Origin of the sequence: Actinokineospora diospyrosa (genome assembly GCF_024171925.1) — a bacterium.
Taxonomy (GTDB): domain Bacteria; phylum Actinomycetota; class Actinomycetes; order Mycobacteriales; family Pseudonocardiaceae; genus Actinokineospora; species Actinokineospora diospyrosa.
The window spans coordinates 163,158-180,858 of record NZ_JAMTCO010000011.1 but is presented as its reverse complement, the minus strand read 5'-3'; the positions used below and the strand labels follow the sequence as shown (position 1 = coordinate 180,858).

Annotated in this window: 18 protein-coding genes; all 18 read left to right on the top strand. The window is 71.1% G+C overall.

Annotated features, from left to right (window positions below; translation table 11 throughout):
* The first annotated feature begins 132 nt into the window (after positions 1-132).
* The 18 genes from LV75_RS23190 (at position 133) to LV75_RS23105 (ending at position 17,698) form a co-directional block, all read left to right on the top strand.
* Positions 133-1,665 carry an AMP-binding protein gene (locus tag LV75_RS23190; protein WP_253889185.1) on the top strand — a complete coding sequence of 511 codons (1,533 nt, stop codon included), beginning with the start codon at positions 133-135 and terminating at the stop codon, positions 1,663-1,665.
* Positions 1,662-1,895: a glutaredoxin family protein gene (locus tag LV75_RS23185; RefSeq protein ID WP_253889095.1), complete on the top strand. Its 234-nt coding sequence runs from the start codon at positions 1,662-1,664 to the stop codon at positions 1,893-1,895. Before LV75_RS23190 ends, LV75_RS23185 begins: the two co-directional genes overlap by 4 nt.
* Before the next feature lie 42 nt (positions 1,896-1,937).
* Entirely contained in the window at positions 1,938-3,449 is a 1,512-nt protein-coding gene (locus LV75_RS23180) for a molybdopterin-dependent oxidoreductase (protein ID WP_253889094.1), read from the top strand.
* 1,003 nt (positions 3,450-4,452) lie between these two features.
* A complete protein-coding gene (locus LV75_RS23175) occupies positions 4,453-5,112 on the top strand; it encodes a fasciclin domain-containing protein (protein WP_253889093.1) in 660 nt (219 codons plus the stop codon).
* A 234-nt stretch (positions 5,113-5,346) separates the two neighbouring features.
* Positions 5,347-6,147: a redox-sensing transcriptional repressor Rex gene (locus tag LV75_RS23170; RefSeq protein WP_372504215.1), complete on the top strand. Its 801-nt coding sequence runs from the start codon at positions 5,347-5,349 to the stop codon at positions 6,145-6,147.
* A complete protein-coding gene (locus LV75_RS23165) occupies positions 6,144-7,472 on the top strand; it encodes a glutamyl-tRNA reductase (RefSeq protein ID WP_253889092.1) in 1,329 nt (442 codons plus the stop codon). The genes LV75_RS23170 and LV75_RS23165 overlap by 4 nt, the downstream gene beginning before the upstream one ends.
* On the top strand, positions 7,460-8,416 hold the full coding sequence (gene hemC, locus LV75_RS23160) for a hydroxymethylbilane synthase (RefSeq protein WP_253889091.1): 957 nt from the start codon (positions 7,460-7,462) through the stop codon (positions 8,414-8,416). The genes LV75_RS23165 and hemC overlap by 13 nt, the downstream gene beginning before the upstream one ends.
* Positions 8,417-8,436: 20 nt before the next feature.
* Positions 8,437-9,969 (top strand): bifunctional uroporphyrinogen-III C-methyltransferase/uroporphyrinogen-III synthase, encoded by a 1,533-nt coding sequence (locus LV75_RS23155; protein ID WP_253889090.1) that lies wholly within the window; start codon positions 8,437-8,439, stop codon positions 9,967-9,969.
* Positions 9,970-10,041: 72 nt separating this feature from the next.
* Positions 10,042-11,019, top strand: coding sequence for a porphobilinogen synthase (gene hemB, locus LV75_RS23150; RefSeq protein ID WP_253889089.1), 978 nt, complete (start codon positions 10,042-10,044; stop codon positions 11,017-11,019).
* A 16-nt stretch (positions 11,020-11,035) separates the two neighbouring features.
* On the top strand, positions 11,036-11,530 hold the full coding sequence (locus tag LV75_RS23145; RefSeq protein WP_253889088.1) for a hypothetical protein: 495 nt from the start codon (positions 11,036-11,038) through the stop codon (positions 11,528-11,530).
* The gene (gene mce1N / locus LV75_RS23140; RefSeq protein ID WP_372504214.1) at positions 11,523-11,966 is read left to right on the top strand and encodes a transport-regulating membrane protein Mce1N; all 444 of its coding nucleotides are present in this window, start codon (positions 11,523-11,525) and stop codon (positions 11,964-11,966) included. Before LV75_RS23145 ends, mce1N begins: the two co-directional genes overlap by 8 nt.
* Before the next feature lie 61 nt (positions 11,967-12,027).
* Positions 12,028-12,576: a hypothetical protein gene (locus tag LV75_RS23135; protein ID WP_253889087.1), complete on the top strand. Its 549-nt coding sequence runs from the start codon at positions 12,028-12,030 to the stop codon at positions 12,574-12,576.
* 90 nt (positions 12,577-12,666) lie between these two features.
* The gene (locus LV75_RS23130) at positions 12,667-13,212 is read left to right on the top strand and encodes a hypothetical protein (protein ID WP_253889086.1); all 546 of its coding nucleotides are present in this window, start codon (positions 12,667-12,669) and stop codon (positions 13,210-13,212) included.
* A gap of 1,176 nt (positions 13,213-14,388) precedes the next feature.
* Positions 14,389-14,799 carry a hypothetical protein gene (locus tag LV75_RS23125; RefSeq protein ID WP_253889085.1) on the top strand — a complete coding sequence of 137 codons (411 nt, stop codon included), beginning with the start codon at positions 14,389-14,391 and terminating at the stop codon, positions 14,797-14,799.
* 27 nt (positions 14,800-14,826) lie between these two features.
* Entirely contained in the window at positions 14,827-15,144 is a 318-nt protein-coding gene (locus LV75_RS23120; protein ID WP_253889084.1) for a hypothetical protein, read from the top strand.
* A gap of 36 nt (positions 15,145-15,180) precedes the next feature.
* Positions 15,181-16,500 (top strand): glutamate-1-semialdehyde 2,1-aminomutase, encoded by a 1,320-nt coding sequence (gene hemL, locus LV75_RS23115; protein WP_253889083.1) that lies wholly within the window; start codon positions 15,181-15,183, stop codon positions 16,498-16,500.
* Positions 16,497-17,126, top strand: coding sequence for a histidine phosphatase family protein (locus tag LV75_RS23110; RefSeq protein ID WP_253889082.1), 630 nt, complete (start codon positions 16,497-16,499; stop codon positions 17,124-17,126). Before hemL ends, LV75_RS23110 begins: the two co-directional genes overlap by 4 nt.
* A complete protein-coding gene (locus LV75_RS23105) occupies positions 17,126-17,698 on the top strand; it encodes a TlpA family protein disulfide reductase (protein WP_253889081.1) in 573 nt (190 codons plus the stop codon). The genes LV75_RS23110 and LV75_RS23105 overlap by 1 nt, the downstream gene beginning before the upstream one ends.
* The last annotated feature ends 3 nt before the right edge of the window (positions 17,699-17,701 follow it).

The window sequence follows — 17,701 nt, the reverse complement described above, 5'->3', positions numbered from 1 at the left end:
GGGTGGGCCAGGATGGGATCGGAGTAGGTAGTTAACCGTGACGTGGGTGATGCGTGCCACACTGCGGTGCTCGCTGCTTCCTGGTCGTGATCGAACTGGTCGTGCTGGAGAACGAGGGGGAGGGCCGTGACGATGGCGCAGGGGTCCACCGGCAATGTCGCCGACCTGCTGACCGCGGCGAGCGAGAAGGTACCCGCCCACCCCGGGCTGCTCGACGTGCCCAGCGGCCGGTCGCTGAGCTGGCGGCAGCTCGACGCGGCGGTCGGCCGCTACGCGAACACCCTGGTCGGACTGGGGATCGCCCCCGGTGACCGGGTCGCGGTGGTGATGTCCAACAGCCTCCCGGCGTGTGTCGTGCTGTTCGCGGTGCTGAGGGCCGGTGCGGTCGCGGTGCCGCTGGGTACCGACGCCGTGCCCCGCGAAGTCGAGCGAGTTCTCGACCACAGCGGTGTGTGTTTCGCTTTTGGCGTACCCAGGGTTACCGATCGCACCGGGGGAGTCGTCACCGCCCTCCCCGATCCGGTGCTCGATGACTCCCCGGAGTCGGACTTCGCAGGTCCGAGCCGCGCGGGCGGCGAGGACACCGCCCTGCTCTGCTACACCTCCGGCACCGCCAGCACCCCGCGCGGCGTGCTGCTGTCGCACCGCGCGCTGCTGGCCAACGCCGAGCAGTGCGCCGCCCTGCGGCCCGCGCCGGTCACCCCGACCGACCGGGTGCTGCTCGCCGTGCCGCTCGCCCACGCCTACGGCCTGTCCGGCCTCTGGCAGGTCGCCCTGACCGGTGCCACCGGGATCCTCACCGGCAGGTTCGACATCGACACCGCGCTCGACGCCTGTCGCGAGCACCGGGTCACCACCGTCGTCGGCGTCCCGGCGATGTACCAGGCGCTCGCCACCGCGGGCCGCGACCGCCTCGGCGACGCGCTGTCGACCGCCCGGATGCTCACCTCCGGCGCCGCCCCGCTCGACCCGCGCACGCTCGCGCTGTTCCGCCAGGAGACCGGTCTGTCGATCTTCGAGGGGTACGGGCTGACCGAAACCGGCCCGGTGCTCACCTCCACCCTGGTCGGCGGCGTGGCCAAGCCGGGCTTCGTCGGCCGCCCGATCCCCGGCGTCGAACTGCGCCTGGTCGACGCCGACGGCCGACCCGTGGCGGCTTCCGCCGACCCGGACGAATCGCTCGCCTCGGACTTCGGTGAGGACTCCGACACCGGCCTGGTCGCCGCGCGCGGCGCGAACCTGTTCAGCGGCTACTGGCCCGACGGCGCGGGCGGCCCCGACGCCGAGGGCTGGTTCCGCACCGGCGACGTCGGCTACTTCGACGCCGACGGCGACCTGCGGCTGGTGGACCGGTCCACCGACCTGATCATCGTCAACGGCTTCAACGTCTACCCGCACGAGGTCGAGCAGGTCGTCGGCGAGCTCTCGGAGGTCGCCGAGGCGGCCGCGGTCGGCGTGCCCGACGACCGCGCGGGGGAACGGGTCAAGCTGGTCGTCGTGCCCGCGGCCGGGGTCTCGTTGACCGAGGAACGGCTGCTAGAGCACTGCCGGGCGAACCTAGCGCGGTTCAAGGTGCCCGCAGTGGTCGAGTTCGCCGAGTCCCTGCCGCACTCGGTCACCGGCAAGATCCGCCGCGCGGGCCTGCGCGGTAGCGTCGAGTCATGAGCAGGGTGACCGTCATGACCAGGCAGGGCTGCCACGCCTGCGAGGTGGCTGAGTCCGATGTGGCCCGCATCTGCGCGGACCTAGAGGTGGCCTGGTCGGCAGTTGACGTAGACAGCGACCCGGAATTGCGTGCCGAGTACGGCGATCGGGTGCCGGTGATCCTGGTCGATGACGCTGAGCACGGGTACTGGCAGGTCGAGGAGGACCGCCTACGCGCAGCTTTGGCCTGATCGTGTCCCGATCCTCGGTGCCTTCGGCTACGAACCACCCCTGTGGACACTTTGGGTAAGAGGGTCGCCGCGCTCATCGGCGTCCTTGCCGTGGCAGCTGCTCTAGCTGCCGGCCACCTGGTCGCCGGTTTCGTCGGCCCTAACGCCTCGCCTTTTCTAGCCGTAGGCAACACCGCGATCGACCTAACTCCAACTGGTCTCAAGGACTTCGCGGTCCGCACGTTCGGCACCTACGACAAGCTTGTCCTGCTCGGCGGGATGGGCCTGACGATCCTCGGCTTCGCGGTCGTAGCCGGTCTCCTATCGCGCCGCTCGCCGCTACCCGGCTTGGCGCTGGCCGGAGTGCTCGGCGTGCTCGGGATCATCGCCGTACTCAACCGTCCCGACCTGGGCGCCGTAGCCGTGATCGCGCCTATCGCATCTCTCTTGGCGGGCGTCTTCTCCTTCCGCTACCTACACAGCACCGCCCTGCGACGTTCGGACGATGAATCCCGCCGCACCTTCCTACGCCTATCAGGCGGCCTCGCCGTCGGCGCAGGTGTCCTCGGCGGCTTCGGCCAGTTCCTCGCCGGTCGCGTAGACGTCGAAGGCTCCCGCGCTGCCGTTGGCTCTCTCAAACCAGCCACCCCAGCCCCTGCCATCCCCAACGGCTCGGACTTCGCCAACATCGGCACGCCCACCTTCATCACCCCCAATAAGGACTTCTACCGCGTAGACACGGCTCTTACCGTGCCCCGCCTCCGCGCCGAGGACTGGCACCTACGCATCCACGGCCTGGTCAACACCGAACTGAACCTCGACTTCGGCGACATCCGAGACCGCCCCCTCGTCGAACGCACCATCACCATGACCTGCGTCTCGAACGAGGTCGGCGGCCCTTACATCTCCACGTCCAACTTCACCGGCATCCTGCTCCGCGACCTCTTGCTGGAAGCGGGAGTCCAGCCAGACGCCGACCAACTCTTCTCCACCAGCACCGACGGCTGGACCGCCGGAACGCCGCTTGAGGACGTGATGGACCCCCGCCGAGGCGCCCTACTGGCAATCGGCATGAACGGCGAACCCCTCCCGGTCGAACACGGCTTCCCCGCACGCCTCGTCGTGCCCGGGCTGTACGGCTACGTGTCCGCCACGAAGTGGGTCGTAGACCTGGAACTGACCCGGTTCGGACAGAAGTCGTTCTACTGGGAGGACCGCGGCTGGGCCGCCCGCGCGCCGATCAAGACCCAGTCGCGCATCGACGTACCGCGCGGGTTCGCCACCGTGCCCGCCGGAGCGGTGACGGTGGCGGGGATCGCGTGGGCGCAGCAGGTGGGGGTGGACCGGGTGGAGGTCCGCATCGACGGCGGCCCTTGGCAGTCGGCGGACCTGGCGGTGGAGGTCAACAACCAGACGTGGCGGCATTGGCGCACCACCTTCCAGCTGACACCGGGCAGTCACCGGGCCGAGGTACGGGCCGTTGACCGGAACGGGTACGCGCAGACAGACGTGCGCGTGCCGCCGATCCCCGATGGGGCAACGGGTTGGCACTCCTCTCTGTTCACTGTGGAGTGATCGTTTTCGCTCCCGCCGACTTCACGCTTCTGGGCGACAGAAGTTATCCACATGTGGATCTTCGGCTGGGGTTTCCCAAGATCCACTGTCGGTGGGGCCTAGTAGACTGGCCCTGGGGCCGCCCCCCGGAGAGGGTGGGGGCTGCGCCCCGGACCCGCGCGCGGGGGGAGCCGGGTTGGGGTGGCTCTTGGGCTGCCTGTCTTGGTTGGCGCGCTTCTTGTTTGCCGCGACGGTGTTCTTGTGCTCGGGTCGCGGCGTTGCGTGCGTGCGATCGCGGCGAGTTGATCAGCCGCGGGCGACTTCGCTCGCGGGGCCCTCTCGCTGGTGACCTCTCGCGCGTTTCCCAGGTCAACGACCATGTCTCGCCTCGACATTCACCCGTCTCAGCGACAGAAGTTGTCCACATGTGGATCTTCTGGCGTCCGCTTTCAAGATCCACTTTCGGGGGTGGCTAGTAGACTGGCCCTGGGGTCGCCCCCCGGTGAGGGTGGGGGCTGCGCCCCCGGACCCGCGCGTGCGGGGAAGCGGTTGGGGGCGGTTCTTGGGCTGCCGCAGGGGTTTGGGGTGCGGCGGGGTGTGGGTGCTTGGCGGGTATCGGGCGCCGAGTTGATCAGCTGCGGACGACTTGGGTCGTGGGGCGGTCGAATCGGTATCTCGGGGAGCGTTTTGCCTGGTCAATGCTGCCGTGCCGTCTTGGTTATTCACCCGGTCCAGCGACAGAAGTTGTCCACATGTGGATCTCCGGCGGGCATTTTCAAGATCCTTTGTCGGTGGGGCCTAGTAGACTGGCACCGGGGTCGCCCCCCGGAGAGGGTGGGGGCCGGGCTGGGCTCGGGTGCGCGGGCGCGCGAAGAGGGCGGCGTCGCAAAAGGGGCGACGGTGAGAGTGGTTGTGGGCGGGGAAAGAGTCACTCGTTCGTGGGCAGAAATCCTTAAAGGGAGCCAAACCGCGGTTGGAAGCGGTGTCGAACTCTTAGGACTGTCTACGTTCTAAGGAGATTCTGGTGAGCAAACTCAAGCCGGTCCTCGGTGTTGTCCTCGTGGCGTTGTCTCTAGCCGCGTGCAGCAGCAACGAGACGGGGAGTAGCTCTTCTTCCGCCCCTGCGGCGGCCACGACCACCACTGCCGCGCAGATGGGTGCTGCGGCGGCTGCCAGCGATGGCGTCACGACTGCGGCTGATGTCTTCGGGGGGAGTTGCAAGGCGCTGCCCCAGGGGGATGCCGCAGGCGGGCTTACCGCGATGGGGCCGCAGCCCGTCGCTACGGCCGCTAGCACCAATCCTCTCTTGACCAAGTTGGTCGCGGCGGTGCAGGCGATTCCCGGGTTGGTTGACACCCTCAACACCACGGACAACTTGACTGTGTTCGCGCCTGCGGACTCGGCGTTCGCCGCGCTCGGGGATGCGAAGTTCCAGGAGTTGGCGCAGAACCCGGCTGCTCTCGCGCCGATTCTCCAGTTCCACGTGGTCGCCAAGCGCTACGACAAGGCGGGCCTTCTCGCCGCGAAGACCGTCAAGTCGCTCAACGCCGCGGGTGGGGACATCACCATCGCCGGGTCCGGGGACGACATCACGGTCAACGGGGCGAAGGTGCTCTGCGGGAACATCCCGACGAAGAACGCGACCGTGTTCGTGATCGACACGGTGTTGACCCCCAAGGCGTGAGCGGACCGCGGGGCCTAAGCGGACCGAGCGAGGCCTAAGCGGACCGCGCGGGGCTTAAGCGGACCAAGCGTGCAGGTGGGCGGGTGTGCACCCGCCCACCTGTCGCGTTCGGGGGGAGTCGCGGGGGTCACGTTGTGGGCTTGGTCAAGCCGCTGGCCACTGACTTTGTGCACACGTTCACAAGCGGTACCGTAATGACGACCCGGAGACGAAAACCCCTCGAGGAGCTACAGCGTGGCGGCACAGCGAGGCCAGCGGAACGGGGTCGGCGTCACCCCGCCCGCCCCCACCGCCGCGGAGATCACCACCCCGATCCCGAGGGTCACCGAGGTGCCCGCCGCTCGGGAGCGGGCGCGGGCGATCCCCGAGGCCGCCGTCGCCAGGTTGGCCGTGTACCTGCGGGTGCTCTCCGGCATGCAGGAGCACGGCGCGGGCACCGTCTCCAGCGAGGAACTCGCCGTCGCCGCCGGGGTCAACTCGGCGAAGCTGCGCAAGGACCTCTCCTACATCGGCTCCTACGGCACCCGCGGCGTCGGCTACGAGGTCGCCGTGCTGATCGAGGAGATCGAGCGGATCCTCGGCCTGACCCGCAAGCACAGCGTCGCGGTCGTCGGAATCGGTAACCTGGGACATGCCCTGGCCAACTACGGGGGGTTCCCAGGACGGGGGTTTCCCGTGACCGCGCTCTTCGACGTCGATCCCGACCTCGTCGGCGTGCCCGTCGGCGGGATGCCGGTGGAGCACATCGACGACATCCCGCGCGTGTGCGCCGAGCGCGAGGTCTCCATCGGCGTGATCGCCACGCCGCCGCCCGCCGCGCAGGCCGTGTGCGACCGGCTGGTCTCCGCCGGGGTGCAGTGCATCCTCAACTTCGCGCCCGTGGTGCTGCAGGTGCCCGACCACGTCGAGGTCCGCAAGGTCGACCTGGCCGTCGAGCTGCAGGTCCTCTCCTTCCACGTCGCCCGCCGGGCCGACAACGCCGCTGTGCTCGCCGAGGCGAACGGGCGGGCGGTGGACGGGATGGTGGTCTCGTGAGCGTCATCGCCGTCGGGATGTCGCACCGCACCGCCGAGGTGCGGCTGCTGGAACGGGTCACCGTGTCCGCCGTCGACGTCCCCAAGGTCCTCGCCGACCTGCTGGCCTGTGACAACGTCGCCGAGGCGGTGCTGGTCTCCACCTGCAACCGGGTCGAGGTCTACGCCGTCGTCGAGGCGTTCCACGCCGGGCTGGCCGACATCGCCGGGGTCCTGTCCCGGCACTCCGGCACCGACGTCGCCGCGCTCTACGACCACCTCTACGTGCACTACGCCGCCGCAGCGGCCCAGCACCTGTTCACCGTCGCCGCGGGCCTGGACTCCATGGTCATCGGCGAGTCGCAGATCCTCGGCCAGGTGCGGGTCGCCTACGGCGCGGCCCGCGAGGCGGGCACCGTCGGGCGCACGCTGCACGAACTGGTCCAGCAGGCGCTGCGCATCGGCAAGCGGGTGCACACCGACACCGGTCTGGACCAGGTCGGCGGATCCGTGGTCTCCGAGGCGCTGGCTGACGCCGACGCCGCCCTCGGTGGGCTCGCGGGCAGGCGCGCGCTGATCGTCGGCGCCGGGTCGATGGGTGGTCTGGCCGCCGCCGCGCTGCGCCGGGCGGGCATCGGCGCGGTCGTCATCGCCAACCGGTCCGAGGCCAACGGCGCCCGGCTCGCCGCGTCGCTGGTCGAGCAGGGCGTGCCCGCGACCGCCACCGGGCTCGGCGAACTGCCCGCCCGCGTCGCCGAGGCCGACCTGGTGGTGTCCTGCACCGGCGCGGTCGGCGCGGTCATCGTCGAAGACCACGTGCTCCCGCGCGCCGGGCGACCGCTGGTCATCTGCGACCTCGGCCTGCCGCGCGACGTCGCCGACGGGGTCGCCGAGCTGCCCGGGGTGCGCGTGGTCGACCTGGCCAGCCTGCAGCGGCGGCTGGCCGAGTCGCCCAGCGGCACCGACACCCAGCGGGCCGCCGAGATCGTCGCCGAGGAGGTGCGCGGCTACCTCGCCGCGCAGCGCTCGGCCGAGGTGACCCCCACGGTCACCGCGCTGCGCCGCCGCGCGGCCGAGGTCGTCGACGCGGAGCTGCTGCGGCTGGACGCGCGGCTGCCCGACCTGGACTCCCCGGTGCGCGAGGAACTCGCCCGCACGGTGCGCCGGGTGGTCGACAAGCTGCTGCACACCCCGACGGTCCGGGTCAAGGAACTGGCCACCGGACCGAGCGGCACCGGCTACGCCGAGGCGCTGCGCGAGCTGTTCGCCCTCGACCCGCAGCGGCCCGCGGCCGTGACATCCCCCCTTGAGTCTTCTGTGGACGGTGGTACGCCATGGACCGAGTGATCAGGATCGGCACGCGCGGCAGCGCGCTCGCCCTGACCCAGACCAGGATCGTGGCCGACGTGCTCGAGCGCGCCGGGGCCAGGGTCGAGCTCATCACCATCTCCACCCCCGGTGACCGCTCGTCCGCCCCGATCGCCGAGATCGGCGTCGGCGTCTTCACCTCCGCGCTGCGCGACGCGCTCGCCGACGGCACCGTCGACGTCGCCGTGCACTCCTACAAGGACCTGCCCACGGCCCCCGACACGCGGCTCTCGCTCGCCGCGGTGCCGCCCCGGGAAGACCCGCGCGACGCGCTGATCGCCCGCGACGGCCTCACCCTCGGCGAGCTGCCCCCCGGCGCCCGCCTGGGCACCGGGTCGCCGCGGCGCGCCGCGCAGCTGCGCGCGCTGGGCTTCGGCCACGAGATCGTGCCGATCCGGGGCAACGTGGACACCCGCATCGCCATGGTCACCAACGGCGAGCTCGACGGCGTCGTCCTGGCCCGCGCGGGCCTGGCCCGCCTCGGCAGGCTCGCCGAGATCACCGAGACCCTCGACCCGATCCAGATGCTGCCCGCCCCGGCGCAGGGGGCGCTGGCGGTCGAGTGCCGCGTCGACGACGTCGACGTCGAACACCTACTCCAGTCCACAGTGGATGATGGGGCCACCCGCGCCGCGGTGGCCGCCGAGCGGGCGATGCTCGCCGCGCTCGAAGCAGGCTGCAGCGCGCCGGTTGGCGCTTTGGCCGAGGTAGTGGAAGATCTCGACGCCGACGACAGGGTGGTTTACCGCCTGTCGCTGCGCGGGGTCGCCGCCGCGTACGACGCCAACGACCCGGCCGGGGCCGTTGACATCATGCGCGCATCGGCAACCGGTGACCTGACCGCAGGAGAGCAGCTCGGTCGTGCGCTGGCCGCCGAGCTGCTGGAACTCGGGGCCGGGGTGCTCTCCGGTCCCGAGGCGTAGTTGATGGGAAGTGGCCTGACATGACCACCCGTGCACGAAAGTCCCCCGGACGCGTCGCCTTCGTCGGCTCCGGCCCCGGCGACGCGGGACTGCTCACCGTCCGCGCGAAAGAGCTGCTCGAACGCGCGGAGCTCGTGGTGACCGACCCCGACGTCCCCTCTGGCGTGCTCGCGCTCGCCAGGCCGGGCGCCGAGGTCCGGCCAGCCGTCGGCGAACCGGCCGACGTGGCCAAAGACCTGGCTGGCGAGGCCAAGGCGGGCCGGGTCGTGGTCCGCCTCGTCGCTGGCGACCCGCTGACCCACTCCGCGGTGGTGGCCGAGGCGCAAGCCGTGGCCCGCACCAGCGCGGTGTTCGACGTGATCCCCGGCGTGTCCGCGGCGACCGCGGTGCCCGCCTACGCGGGGATCGCGCTCGGCTCGACGCACACCGAGGTCGACGTCCGCGGCGACATCGACTGGGCCGCCCTCGCGGGCGTGCCGGGACCCCTGGTGCTGCACGCCAGCGCCAGCCACCTCGCCGAGGCCGCGTCCTCGCTGGTCGAGCACGGCCTGGCACCGCAGACCCCGGTCGCGGTGACCGCGGACGGCACCAACACCAGCCAGCGCACCATCGACACCACGCTGGCCTCGCTGGCCGCCGACGCCGGGGAGATCTCCGGGCACCTCGTGGTCACCGTCGGCCAGGCGGTGGCGGCGCGCTCGAAGCTGTCCTGGTGGGAGTCGCGCGCGCTCTACGGCTGGCGGGTCCTGGTGCCGCGCACCAAGGACCAGGCTGGCGAGATGAGCGAGCGGCTGCACCTGCACGGCGCGATCCCCAGCGAGGTGCCGACCATCTCGGTCGAGCCGCCGCGCAGCCCGGCGCAGATGGAGCGCTCGGTCAAGGGCCTGGTCGACGGCCGCTACCAGTGGGTCATCTTCACCTCGACCAACGCCGTCCGCGCGGTCTGGGAGAAGTTCGCCGAGTTCGGCCTCGACGCCCGCGCGTTCTCCGGCGTGAAGATCGCCTGCGTCGGCGAGGCGACCGCGGCGAAGGTGCGCTCGTTCGGCATCAACCCCGAACTGGTGCCCTCCGGCGAGCAGTCCAGCGAGGGCCTGCTCGCGGACTTCCCGCCCTACGACGACATCCTCGACCCGGTCGAGCGGGTGCTGCTGCCGCGCGCGGACATCGCCACCGAGACCCTCGCCGCCGGTCTGCGCGACCGCGGCTGGGAGATCGACGACGTGACCGCGTACCGGACCGTGCGCGCGGCGCCGCCGCCCGCCGAGACCCGCGAGATGATCAAGACCGGCGGGTTCGACGCGGTGTGCTTCACCTCGTCGTCGACCGTGCGCAACCTGGTCGGCATCGCGGGCAAGCCGCACGCGCGGACCCTGGTCGCCTGCATCGGCCCGAAGACGGCCGAGACGGCGCGGGAGTTCGGGCTGCGGGTCGACGTCCAACCCGAGCACGCGACGGTCCCCGCCTTGGTGGACGCGCTCGCTGAGCACGCGGCCAGGTTGCGCGCGGAAGGGGCACTGCCCCCGCCGCGTAAGACCAAGCGCGCGCGGCGATAAGACAGAAGGCGGGCGGTGTGCGAAAAGCACGCCGCCCGCTTCTTTTAGACCCCGGCTGGAGAGGCCTCCCAGATGTTCCCCAACCACCGTCCGCGCAGGCTTCGTCGCACGCCTGCCTTGCGCCGCCTGGTCAGTGAGACCGAGGTGCGCCCGAGGCAGTTGGTGCTACCGATGTTCGTGAAGGAAGGTGCCACCGAGCCCACTCCCATCGCGAGCATGCCGGGCGTTGTCCAGCACACCCGCGACACGCTGCGCAAGGCGGCTGTGGAGGCGGTGCAGGCCGGGGTTGGCGGGATCATGCTCTTCGGCGTGCCGCAGACCAGGGATGCCATCGGTTCTGGCGGAGTTGACCCTGACGGCGTCCTCAACGTGTCCTTGCGGGACCTGCGCGCCGAGCTCGGTGACGACACCGTGCTGATGTCGGACCTGTGCCTCGATGAGTTCACCGACCACGGCCATTGCGGCGTCCTCGACGACAACGGCAACGTGGACAACGACGCCACCCTCGCCGTGTACGCCGACATGGCCCTCGCCCAGGCCGACGCGGGAGCCCAGTACGTCGGCCCGAGCGGCATGATGGACGGCCAGGTCGGCGTGATCCGCGAGGCCCTCGACTCCGCCGGGCACATCGACACCGGCATCCTCGCGTACTCGGTGAAGTTCGCCTCCGCCTTCTTCGGCCCCTTCCGCGAAGCGGTCGAGTCCCAGCTCACCGGCGACCGCATGGGCTACCAGCAGGACCCGGCCAACGTCCGCGAGGCGCTGCGGGAGACCACGCTGGACCTCAACGAGGGCGCCGACCTGGTGATGGTCAAGCCCGCCCTGGCGTACCTGGACGTGATCCGCGCGGTGCGGGACATGGCCGACGTCCCGGTCGCGGCGTACCAGGTGTCCGGCGAGTACGCGATGATCGAGGCCGCGGCCGCCAACGGCTGGCTGGACCGGCGCCGCACCGTGCTCGAGTCACTGCTCGCGATCCGCCGCGCGGGTGCCGACGTGATCCTCACCTACTGGGCCACCGAGGCCGCGGGCTGGCTCGACCAGCGCTGACGGGTATGTTCGCGCGGTGACGGTGCCCGAGGAACCCCCGGTCATGCCCACCGCCGACGAGGCGGAGGTCCGAACCGACCCGCCTATCGCGGTCCGGGTCTCGTTCTGGCTGTGGGTGCTCGCCGGGACCCTCGGCGTGGTGGGCGCCGCGCTGTTCTTCACCTTGCGCGAGGACTGGGCGCTGCGCGAGTACGAGCGGGCGCGCGCCGCGGGCAAGGCCACCTTTACCGTGGCCGAGCTGACGCAGACCGCGATCGGGTTGTCCTGGTGGCTGCTGCTCGGCTCGATCATGTTCCTCGGCTTCTTCCTGCTGCTCGCCTACCAAGCGCGCCGCGGCGTGCGTAAGGCGCGCACGTTGCTGCTGGTGCTCGCGGTGTTCGGCGCGCTGTTCCAGTACTCCGTCGGCCGGGTCACCATCTACGGCCTCGGCAGCTCCCTGGTGATCATCGTGGCCGTCGGCCTGCTGTACACCAAGGGCGGCAGGCGGTTCTTCCCGGCCAACCGTGATTGACCCCGACGAGGGCCCGGTCCTCTACGCCGAGCCGGGCTCGACCTGGTGGCCGGTGCTGTGGGGCCCGTTGTTCGCCGCCGCCGGTGCCGGGGTCGAGGCGCTCAGCGGTCGGGTGCACGGGTTCGCCTGGGCGATGGTCGGCCTCGCCCTGTTCGCGATGGCTGCCGGGTGGGTCAGCGCCCGCCGCAAGATCTGTGCGGTCGCGCTGACGCCCGCCGCGCTGCACCAGGGCCGCGAATCGTTGCCGGTGGCCAGGATCAAGGCGGTCACCGAGGTCGGTACCCCGGTCGGCGCCAGGCCACTGGGCGGCGGGTGGACCGTGCCGAAGAAGACCACCGAGGTGCCGCTGGAGCTCGACGACGGAACGGTCGTGCTCGCCTGGGCGGCTGATCCGGTCGCGCTCGCCACCGCGCTGCGCCACTTGGTGACCGACTAACTCCGGTGCCTTAGCGCAATCCAGGTGCGCGGGATCTCGGACACCCCCTACTTTCTGTGCAATGACCTCGAACGACCCCGCGCCCGACAAGACGTGGCAGCCGATGCCCGTCGCGCCACCCGCCCGCGTGCTGCTGCCGCACCAGGAGTGGCCGACCCAGCGACCCGAACTGGTCCAGACCGCGTTCCGGCTGCTCATCGCACTCGCCGTGTTCAACCTGGCGTTCGCGATCGTCGTGGTCGCCATCGGCAAGGCCGGGTTCGAGCCGCTCGTCGAGTCGGCCCTGCTCGAATCCGGCGAGGACGCGACGGCGAGCGCGGTCAGCCTGGGCGCGACCGTCGCTTTCGCGGTCTCGCTGGTGTTCGCCCTGGTGCCCGGGATCGTCTACGCCGGTCTCTGCGTCCCGGTCCGCAACGGCCACAACTGGGCCCGGGTGACCGTCACGGTCTTCGCCGGACTCCACCTCGCCGAGCGGCTGTACCAACTCTTCGTCGGCGACGCGGGCGGGTTCGTCGTCGTGCTGCACATCGGGCTGCTGGTCGCGGCGCTGTTCTGCCTCTACAGCAAGCAAGCCAGGCCCTACTTCCGGCCGGAAACCCCGGCCAATTGATCTCGCCGCTGGTCCACCCCGGTGAACAGCACGGCAACAACCCCGACAACAGGCGTGCGCGGACTCTCAGGAAGCAATAGCTTCTCACCCATGACGACAAGTGGACCCGATCCCAACCAGCCCTACCAGCCGATGCCCTCGGCGCCGCCGATCAACGACCTGCTGCCGACCGCGGTCCGGCCCAAGTCCGTGACCACCTCCTTCCAGCTCTGGGTCGTCAACGCGATCCTCGGCATCGTCGGCTTCATCGTCACCGTGGCGATCGGCACCGACGCGCTGCGCGAGAGCGCCGCGACCGCGCTGCGCGCCCAGGGCAAGGCGGCCACCTCCGCCGAGATCGACACCGTGGTGACCGCGGGCCTGGTGTTCGCAGGCATCATCGCCGCCGTGTCCTTCGCGCTGTACCTGCTGTTCGCGTTCAAGATGCGCGCGGGCAAGAACTGGGCCCGCATGACCCTGGCGATCCTCGGCACGATCGGCCTGATCGTCAACGTCCTGGGCCTGGTCAGCGAAGGCGCCGCACCGGCGGGCATCGTGGTGAGCGTGATCCAGATCCTGCTGGTGGGCACCGCCATCTACTTCATGTTCACCGCCGACTCGAAGGCCTACTTCGAGACGACGGGGAAGCGGTACTGAGCTCGTCCCCACTGAGATGCCTGAGAGCGGCGGCCTGATGGCCGCCGCTCTTTTGTGCTTGGGGGGCTGGGGTGCGGGCCTGCTCGTTGCCTGGCGGCAACCTCGCGGCCCGAACGGGGTGGTCCGGTGGGCTCGATGGGGCGGACTTCCTTTGCGCGGGGCCCCTACGACACCCGTGGCAGGTCCGCACAGCAGGGGCCGAAAAGACTGGCCCTGCCGCGAGGAAACGCTACGGGTGTCGTCCCCCCGCGCAAAGGAAGTCCGCCCCATCGAGCAGTTGGCACCGGCGGCTCCGAGGAGTGCGGGGTGGGCAATGCGGTCGGGGGCAGGGCGGTTGGGTTGGGGTCGCAAGATCATCTGCCGCAAGAGCCCCCGATATACAGCCTATTGACGGATCCCGACAGAACCGAGTCGGCGACCACGGCCTGTGGACAACAGAACACGTTGTGGACAACCACCCGCCAACCCACCCAGCCAGCCCCCGGACACTCGGACCCTGCGGTGCCAACTCGCCCCCCGTCAGGACCGGCCCCAACCCACAGAACCAGCCCCTGGACAGTCGGACCCGCCGGTGCCAACCCAGCTTCCGTCAGGTCCGCCCCAACCCACCCACCCAGCACCTGGACACTCGGAATGGCCGGTGCCATCCCAGCCCGCTCTCGGCTGCCCTGCCAGCCCAGCGCCTGGACAGTCGGACTCGCTGGTGCCAAATGCTCGATGGGGTGGACCTGTTTTGTGTGGGGGAGCGGCACCCGTAGCGTTTCCGCGCGGCAGGGCCAGTCTTTTCGGCCCCTGCTTTGCGGTCCTGCCACGGGTGTCGTAGGGGCCCCGCGCAAAACAGGTCCACCCCATCGAGCAAAGCTCGAAAATCGCGGATCGGGCCCGATGTTGCCGCCAGGCAACGAGGCGTCCGATCCCCGGGTCGCCGAGCTCGCCGTCAGGCGACGAGGCCGACCCGCACGCCGCGAAGTCGTAGCGACGAGACTGGGCCGCCCGGGTGGGCCCCTGTGATGTCGGACCACCCAGCTGGCGCGCCACCAGCGCCCGTGCCCACGAAGGTGCGCAGGTCAACACCATGACAGTCGTCGTAGAGGGGGATGGTGGCGGTTTGGGACGCCGCTGGGGACGTGGCGAGGGACTCGTAACACGGGGATGGGTTGGGGCTACTTAACTCCCGTGACCGAGCCGATAGCCGATCCGGACCCGGACAACCGCCCCGGTAGACCTACCTCCGTGACCCTCGCGGTCTGGGGGGCGGTCGCCAGTGCGGCGCTGACCGGGGGGTTGCTGGTGTCGGGCGATAGGCCACCCGGTTACCTCGGGTTCGGTGCCGCGCTGTCCGCTTTGGCCGCGTTGGTGCTGGCTTGGCCGGTGCGCGCGGGGCGGCCGTGGGCGCGGCTCGGCCTCATGTTCACCGCGTTGGTCGGCGCGCTCGGCGCTCCCGCGGCGGCCAACGCGCACGCGTCGTCGCCGGTGGCGTTCCTGCTGTTCGTGGCGATTGTCGGGATCTGGGTCAGCGTGGTGACGCTGTTGCTGCGGGTCGACTCGCGGGCCTACTTCGGGGCGTTGCACTTCGGTGGTTCGTGAGCGGGCGGGGCATGAGAGGCTGATCGGGTGAGCACACCGCAGACCTCGGAGCCGGAGGCCGTCGGCCTCGGGTGGCCAGACGAGCCGGGCAGGCTGGACCAGCCGCGCCGCGCTGTGCTGGCGGTGGGTGAGCTGGTGCTGGTCGGGCTGCTGGTGTGGGCCGCGCTGTGGTGCTACGACCGGGGCACGGTGCCGCTGAGCCGGGTCGCCGAGCGGCCGGACCTGGACTTCCAGCACTACGCGGGCAACTGGATCGGCACCTCGATCGCGGCGGCCACGCTGGCCGCGGTGCTGCTGCTCGACGCCGGTCGCCAGCTGGTGCTGGCGGTGCGCACCCGGGCGTGAGCGCGGCCACCCGGCCGGGTTTGCGAGACTGGTCGGGTGACACCTGAGGTGCAGGCACACGTGCGTGGCTCGGCGGCGCTGTTCGACCGGGCGAAGGCCGTCATCCCCGGCGGGGTCAACTCGCCGGTGCGGGCCTTCAACTCCGTCGGCGGGACGCCGCGGTTCATGGTCAGCGGGCTCGGCGCCTACCTGTGGGACGCCGACGACAACCAGTACGTCGACCTGGTCTCGTCCTGGGGGCCGATGATCCTCGGGCACGCGCACCCGGCGGTGGTCGAGGCGGTGCGCTCGGCGGCGACCAGCGGGCTGTCCTTCGGCACCCCGACGGCCGGGGAGGTCGACCTGGCCGAGGAGATCGTTCGGCGGGTCGAGCCGGTCAGCCAGGTGCGGCTGGTCAACTCCGGCACCGAGGCGACCATGAGCGCGATCCGGCTGGCCCGCGGCTTCACCGGGCGCAAGCGGATCATCAAGTTCGCCGGGTGCTACCACGGCCACGTGGACGCGCTGCTGGCCGAGGCGGGCTCCGGGGTCGCCACGCTCGGGCTGCCCACCACGCCCGGGGTCACCGGCGCGCAGGCCGAGGACACCCTGGTGCTGCCGTACAACGACCTCGACGCGGTGCGGGCCGCCTTCGCCGAGCACGGCCCGTCGATCGCCGCGGTGATCACCGAGGCCGCGGCGGGCAACATGGGCGCGATCGCCCCGGTCGCCGGGTTCAACGCGGGGCTGCGCGAGATCACCGCCGAGCACGGCGCGCTGCTGGTCATGGACGAGGTGATGACCGGCTTCCGGGTCTCGGCCGCTGGTTGGTACGGGGTCGACGGCGTCGCGGGGGACCTCTACACCTTCGGGAAGGTCATGTCCGGCGGCCTGCCCGCCGCGGCGTTCGGCGGTCGGGCCGACATCATGGGCCACCTCGCCCCGGCCGGTCCGGTCTACCAGGCGGGCACCCTCTCCGGTAACCCGGTCGCGGTCGCCGCGGGCCTGGCGACGCTGCGCGCGGCCGACGAGTCGGTGTACCGGGCCCTGGACGACAACGCGGCCCGGCTCGGCGCGCTGCTCGGCGGCGCGCTGTCGGCTGCTGGCGTGGCGCACCGGGTCCAGACCGCGGGCAACCTGCTCAGCGTGTTCTTCACCGAGGACCCGGTCACCGACTACGCCGCCGCCAAGGCCGCGCAGACCTGGCGGTTCCCGGCGTTCTTCCACGCACTGCTCGACCACGGCGTCTACCCGCCGCCCAGCGCCTTCGAGGCCTGGTTCGTCAGCGCGGCCCTCGACGACACCGCGTTCGAGCGGATCGCCGCCGCACTGCCCAACGCCGCCGCGGCCGCGGCGGCCGCGAAGGAGCCCGCGTGACCCAGACCATCGTCCACGTGCTGCGCCACGGCGAGGTCCACAACCCCACCGGCATCCTCTACGGCAGGCTCCCCGGCTTCCACCTGTCCGACACCGGCAAGCGGCAGGCCCTCACCGTCGCCGAACACCTCGCCGACCACGACATCGTGCACGTCGTCGCCTCGCCGCTGCAGCGCGCGCAGGAGACCGCGACACCCATCGCCGCCTCGCACCGGCTCGAGCTGGCGACCGACGAGCGGCTGATCGAGTCGGCGAACGTGTTCGAGGGCAAGAAGGTCTCGGTCGGTGACGGCGCCCTGCGCTCGCCGGCCAACTGGCCGCACCTGCGCAACCCGTTCACCCCGTCCTGGGGCGAGCCGTACCTGCAGATCGCGCACCGGATGCTCGCCGCGGCGCACCGCGCGCGGGCGGCGGCCGTCGGGCACGAGGCGGTGTGCGTGTCGCACCAGCTCCCGGTGTGGACGCTGCGGCGCTACCTGGAGGGCAAGCGGCTCTGGCACGACCCGCGCAAGCGGCAGTGTTCGCTGGCCTCGCTGACCAGCCTGGTGTTCGACGACGAGCAGCTGGTCGGCATCCGCTACACCGAGCCCGCGGGCTCCAGCGACCCGAAGAACACGGGCGCCTGATGCGCGCGCTCCTCGGCCTGCTCGGCGCGGCGCTGCTGCTGGTGTCCGGCTGCTCGTCGGACAAGGACGCGGTCGCCAGCGGCACCGAGTTCGTGTTCGTCTCCCCGGGCGGGCAGACCGACATCAGCTACGACGGCGCCGACCGCAAGCCGATGCCCGACATCGCCGGACCGTCCCTGATGGACGACTCGCGGATCTCGGTGTCGTCCTACCGGGGCAAGGTCGTCGTGCTCAACATCTGGGGCCAGTGGTGCGGGCCGTGCCGCGCCGAGGCGCCGCAGCTGCAGCAGGTGCAGGACCGCTACCCCGACCAGGTCCAGGTGGTCGGGGTGGACGTGCGCGACAACCAGCGCGACGCGGCCCAGGACTTCCTGCGCGACCGCGGCCTGACCTACCCCTCGATCTACGACCCGCCCGGGAAATCCCTCATCGTGTTGAAGGGCTATCCCCGGGCGGTCGTGCCCGCCACATTCGTCCTGGACAAGCAGGGGCGGGTGGCCGCGGCATTCATGCGCGACCTGCTGGCCGAGGACCTGATCCCGGTCGTCGACCGACTCATCGCCGAATCCTGATAT

Coding starts and splice junctions, on each gene's coding strand:
- LV75_RS23135 (WP_253889087.1), top strand. CDS start 12,028: ATGACCTCGAACGACCCCGCGCCCGACAAGACGTGGCAGCCGATGCCC.
- LV75_RS23130 (WP_253889086.1), top strand. CDS start 12,667: ATGACGACAAGTGGACCCGATCCCAACCAGCCCTACCAGCCGATGCCC.
- hemC (WP_253889091.1), top strand. CDS start 7,460: ATGGACCGAGTGATCAGGATCGGCACGCGCGGCAGCGCGCTCGCCCTG.
- LV75_RS23190 (WP_253889185.1), top strand. CDS start 133: ATGGCGCAGGGGTCCACCGGCAATGTCGCCGACCTGCTGACCGCGGCG.
- LV75_RS23185 (WP_253889095.1), top strand. CDS start 1,662: ATGAGCAGGGTGACCGTCATGACCAGGCAGGGCTGCCACGCCTGCGAG.
- hemB (WP_253889089.1), top strand. CDS start 10,042: ATGTTCCCCAACCACCGTCCGCGCAGGCTTCGTCGCACGCCTGCCTTG.
- LV75_RS23105 (WP_253889081.1), top strand. CDS start 17,126: ATGCGCGCGCTCCTCGGCCTGCTCGGCGCGGCGCTGCTGCTGGTGTCC.
- LV75_RS23155 (WP_253889090.1), top strand. CDS start 8,437: ATGACCACCCGTGCACGAAAGTCCCCCGGACGCGTCGCCTTCGTCGGC.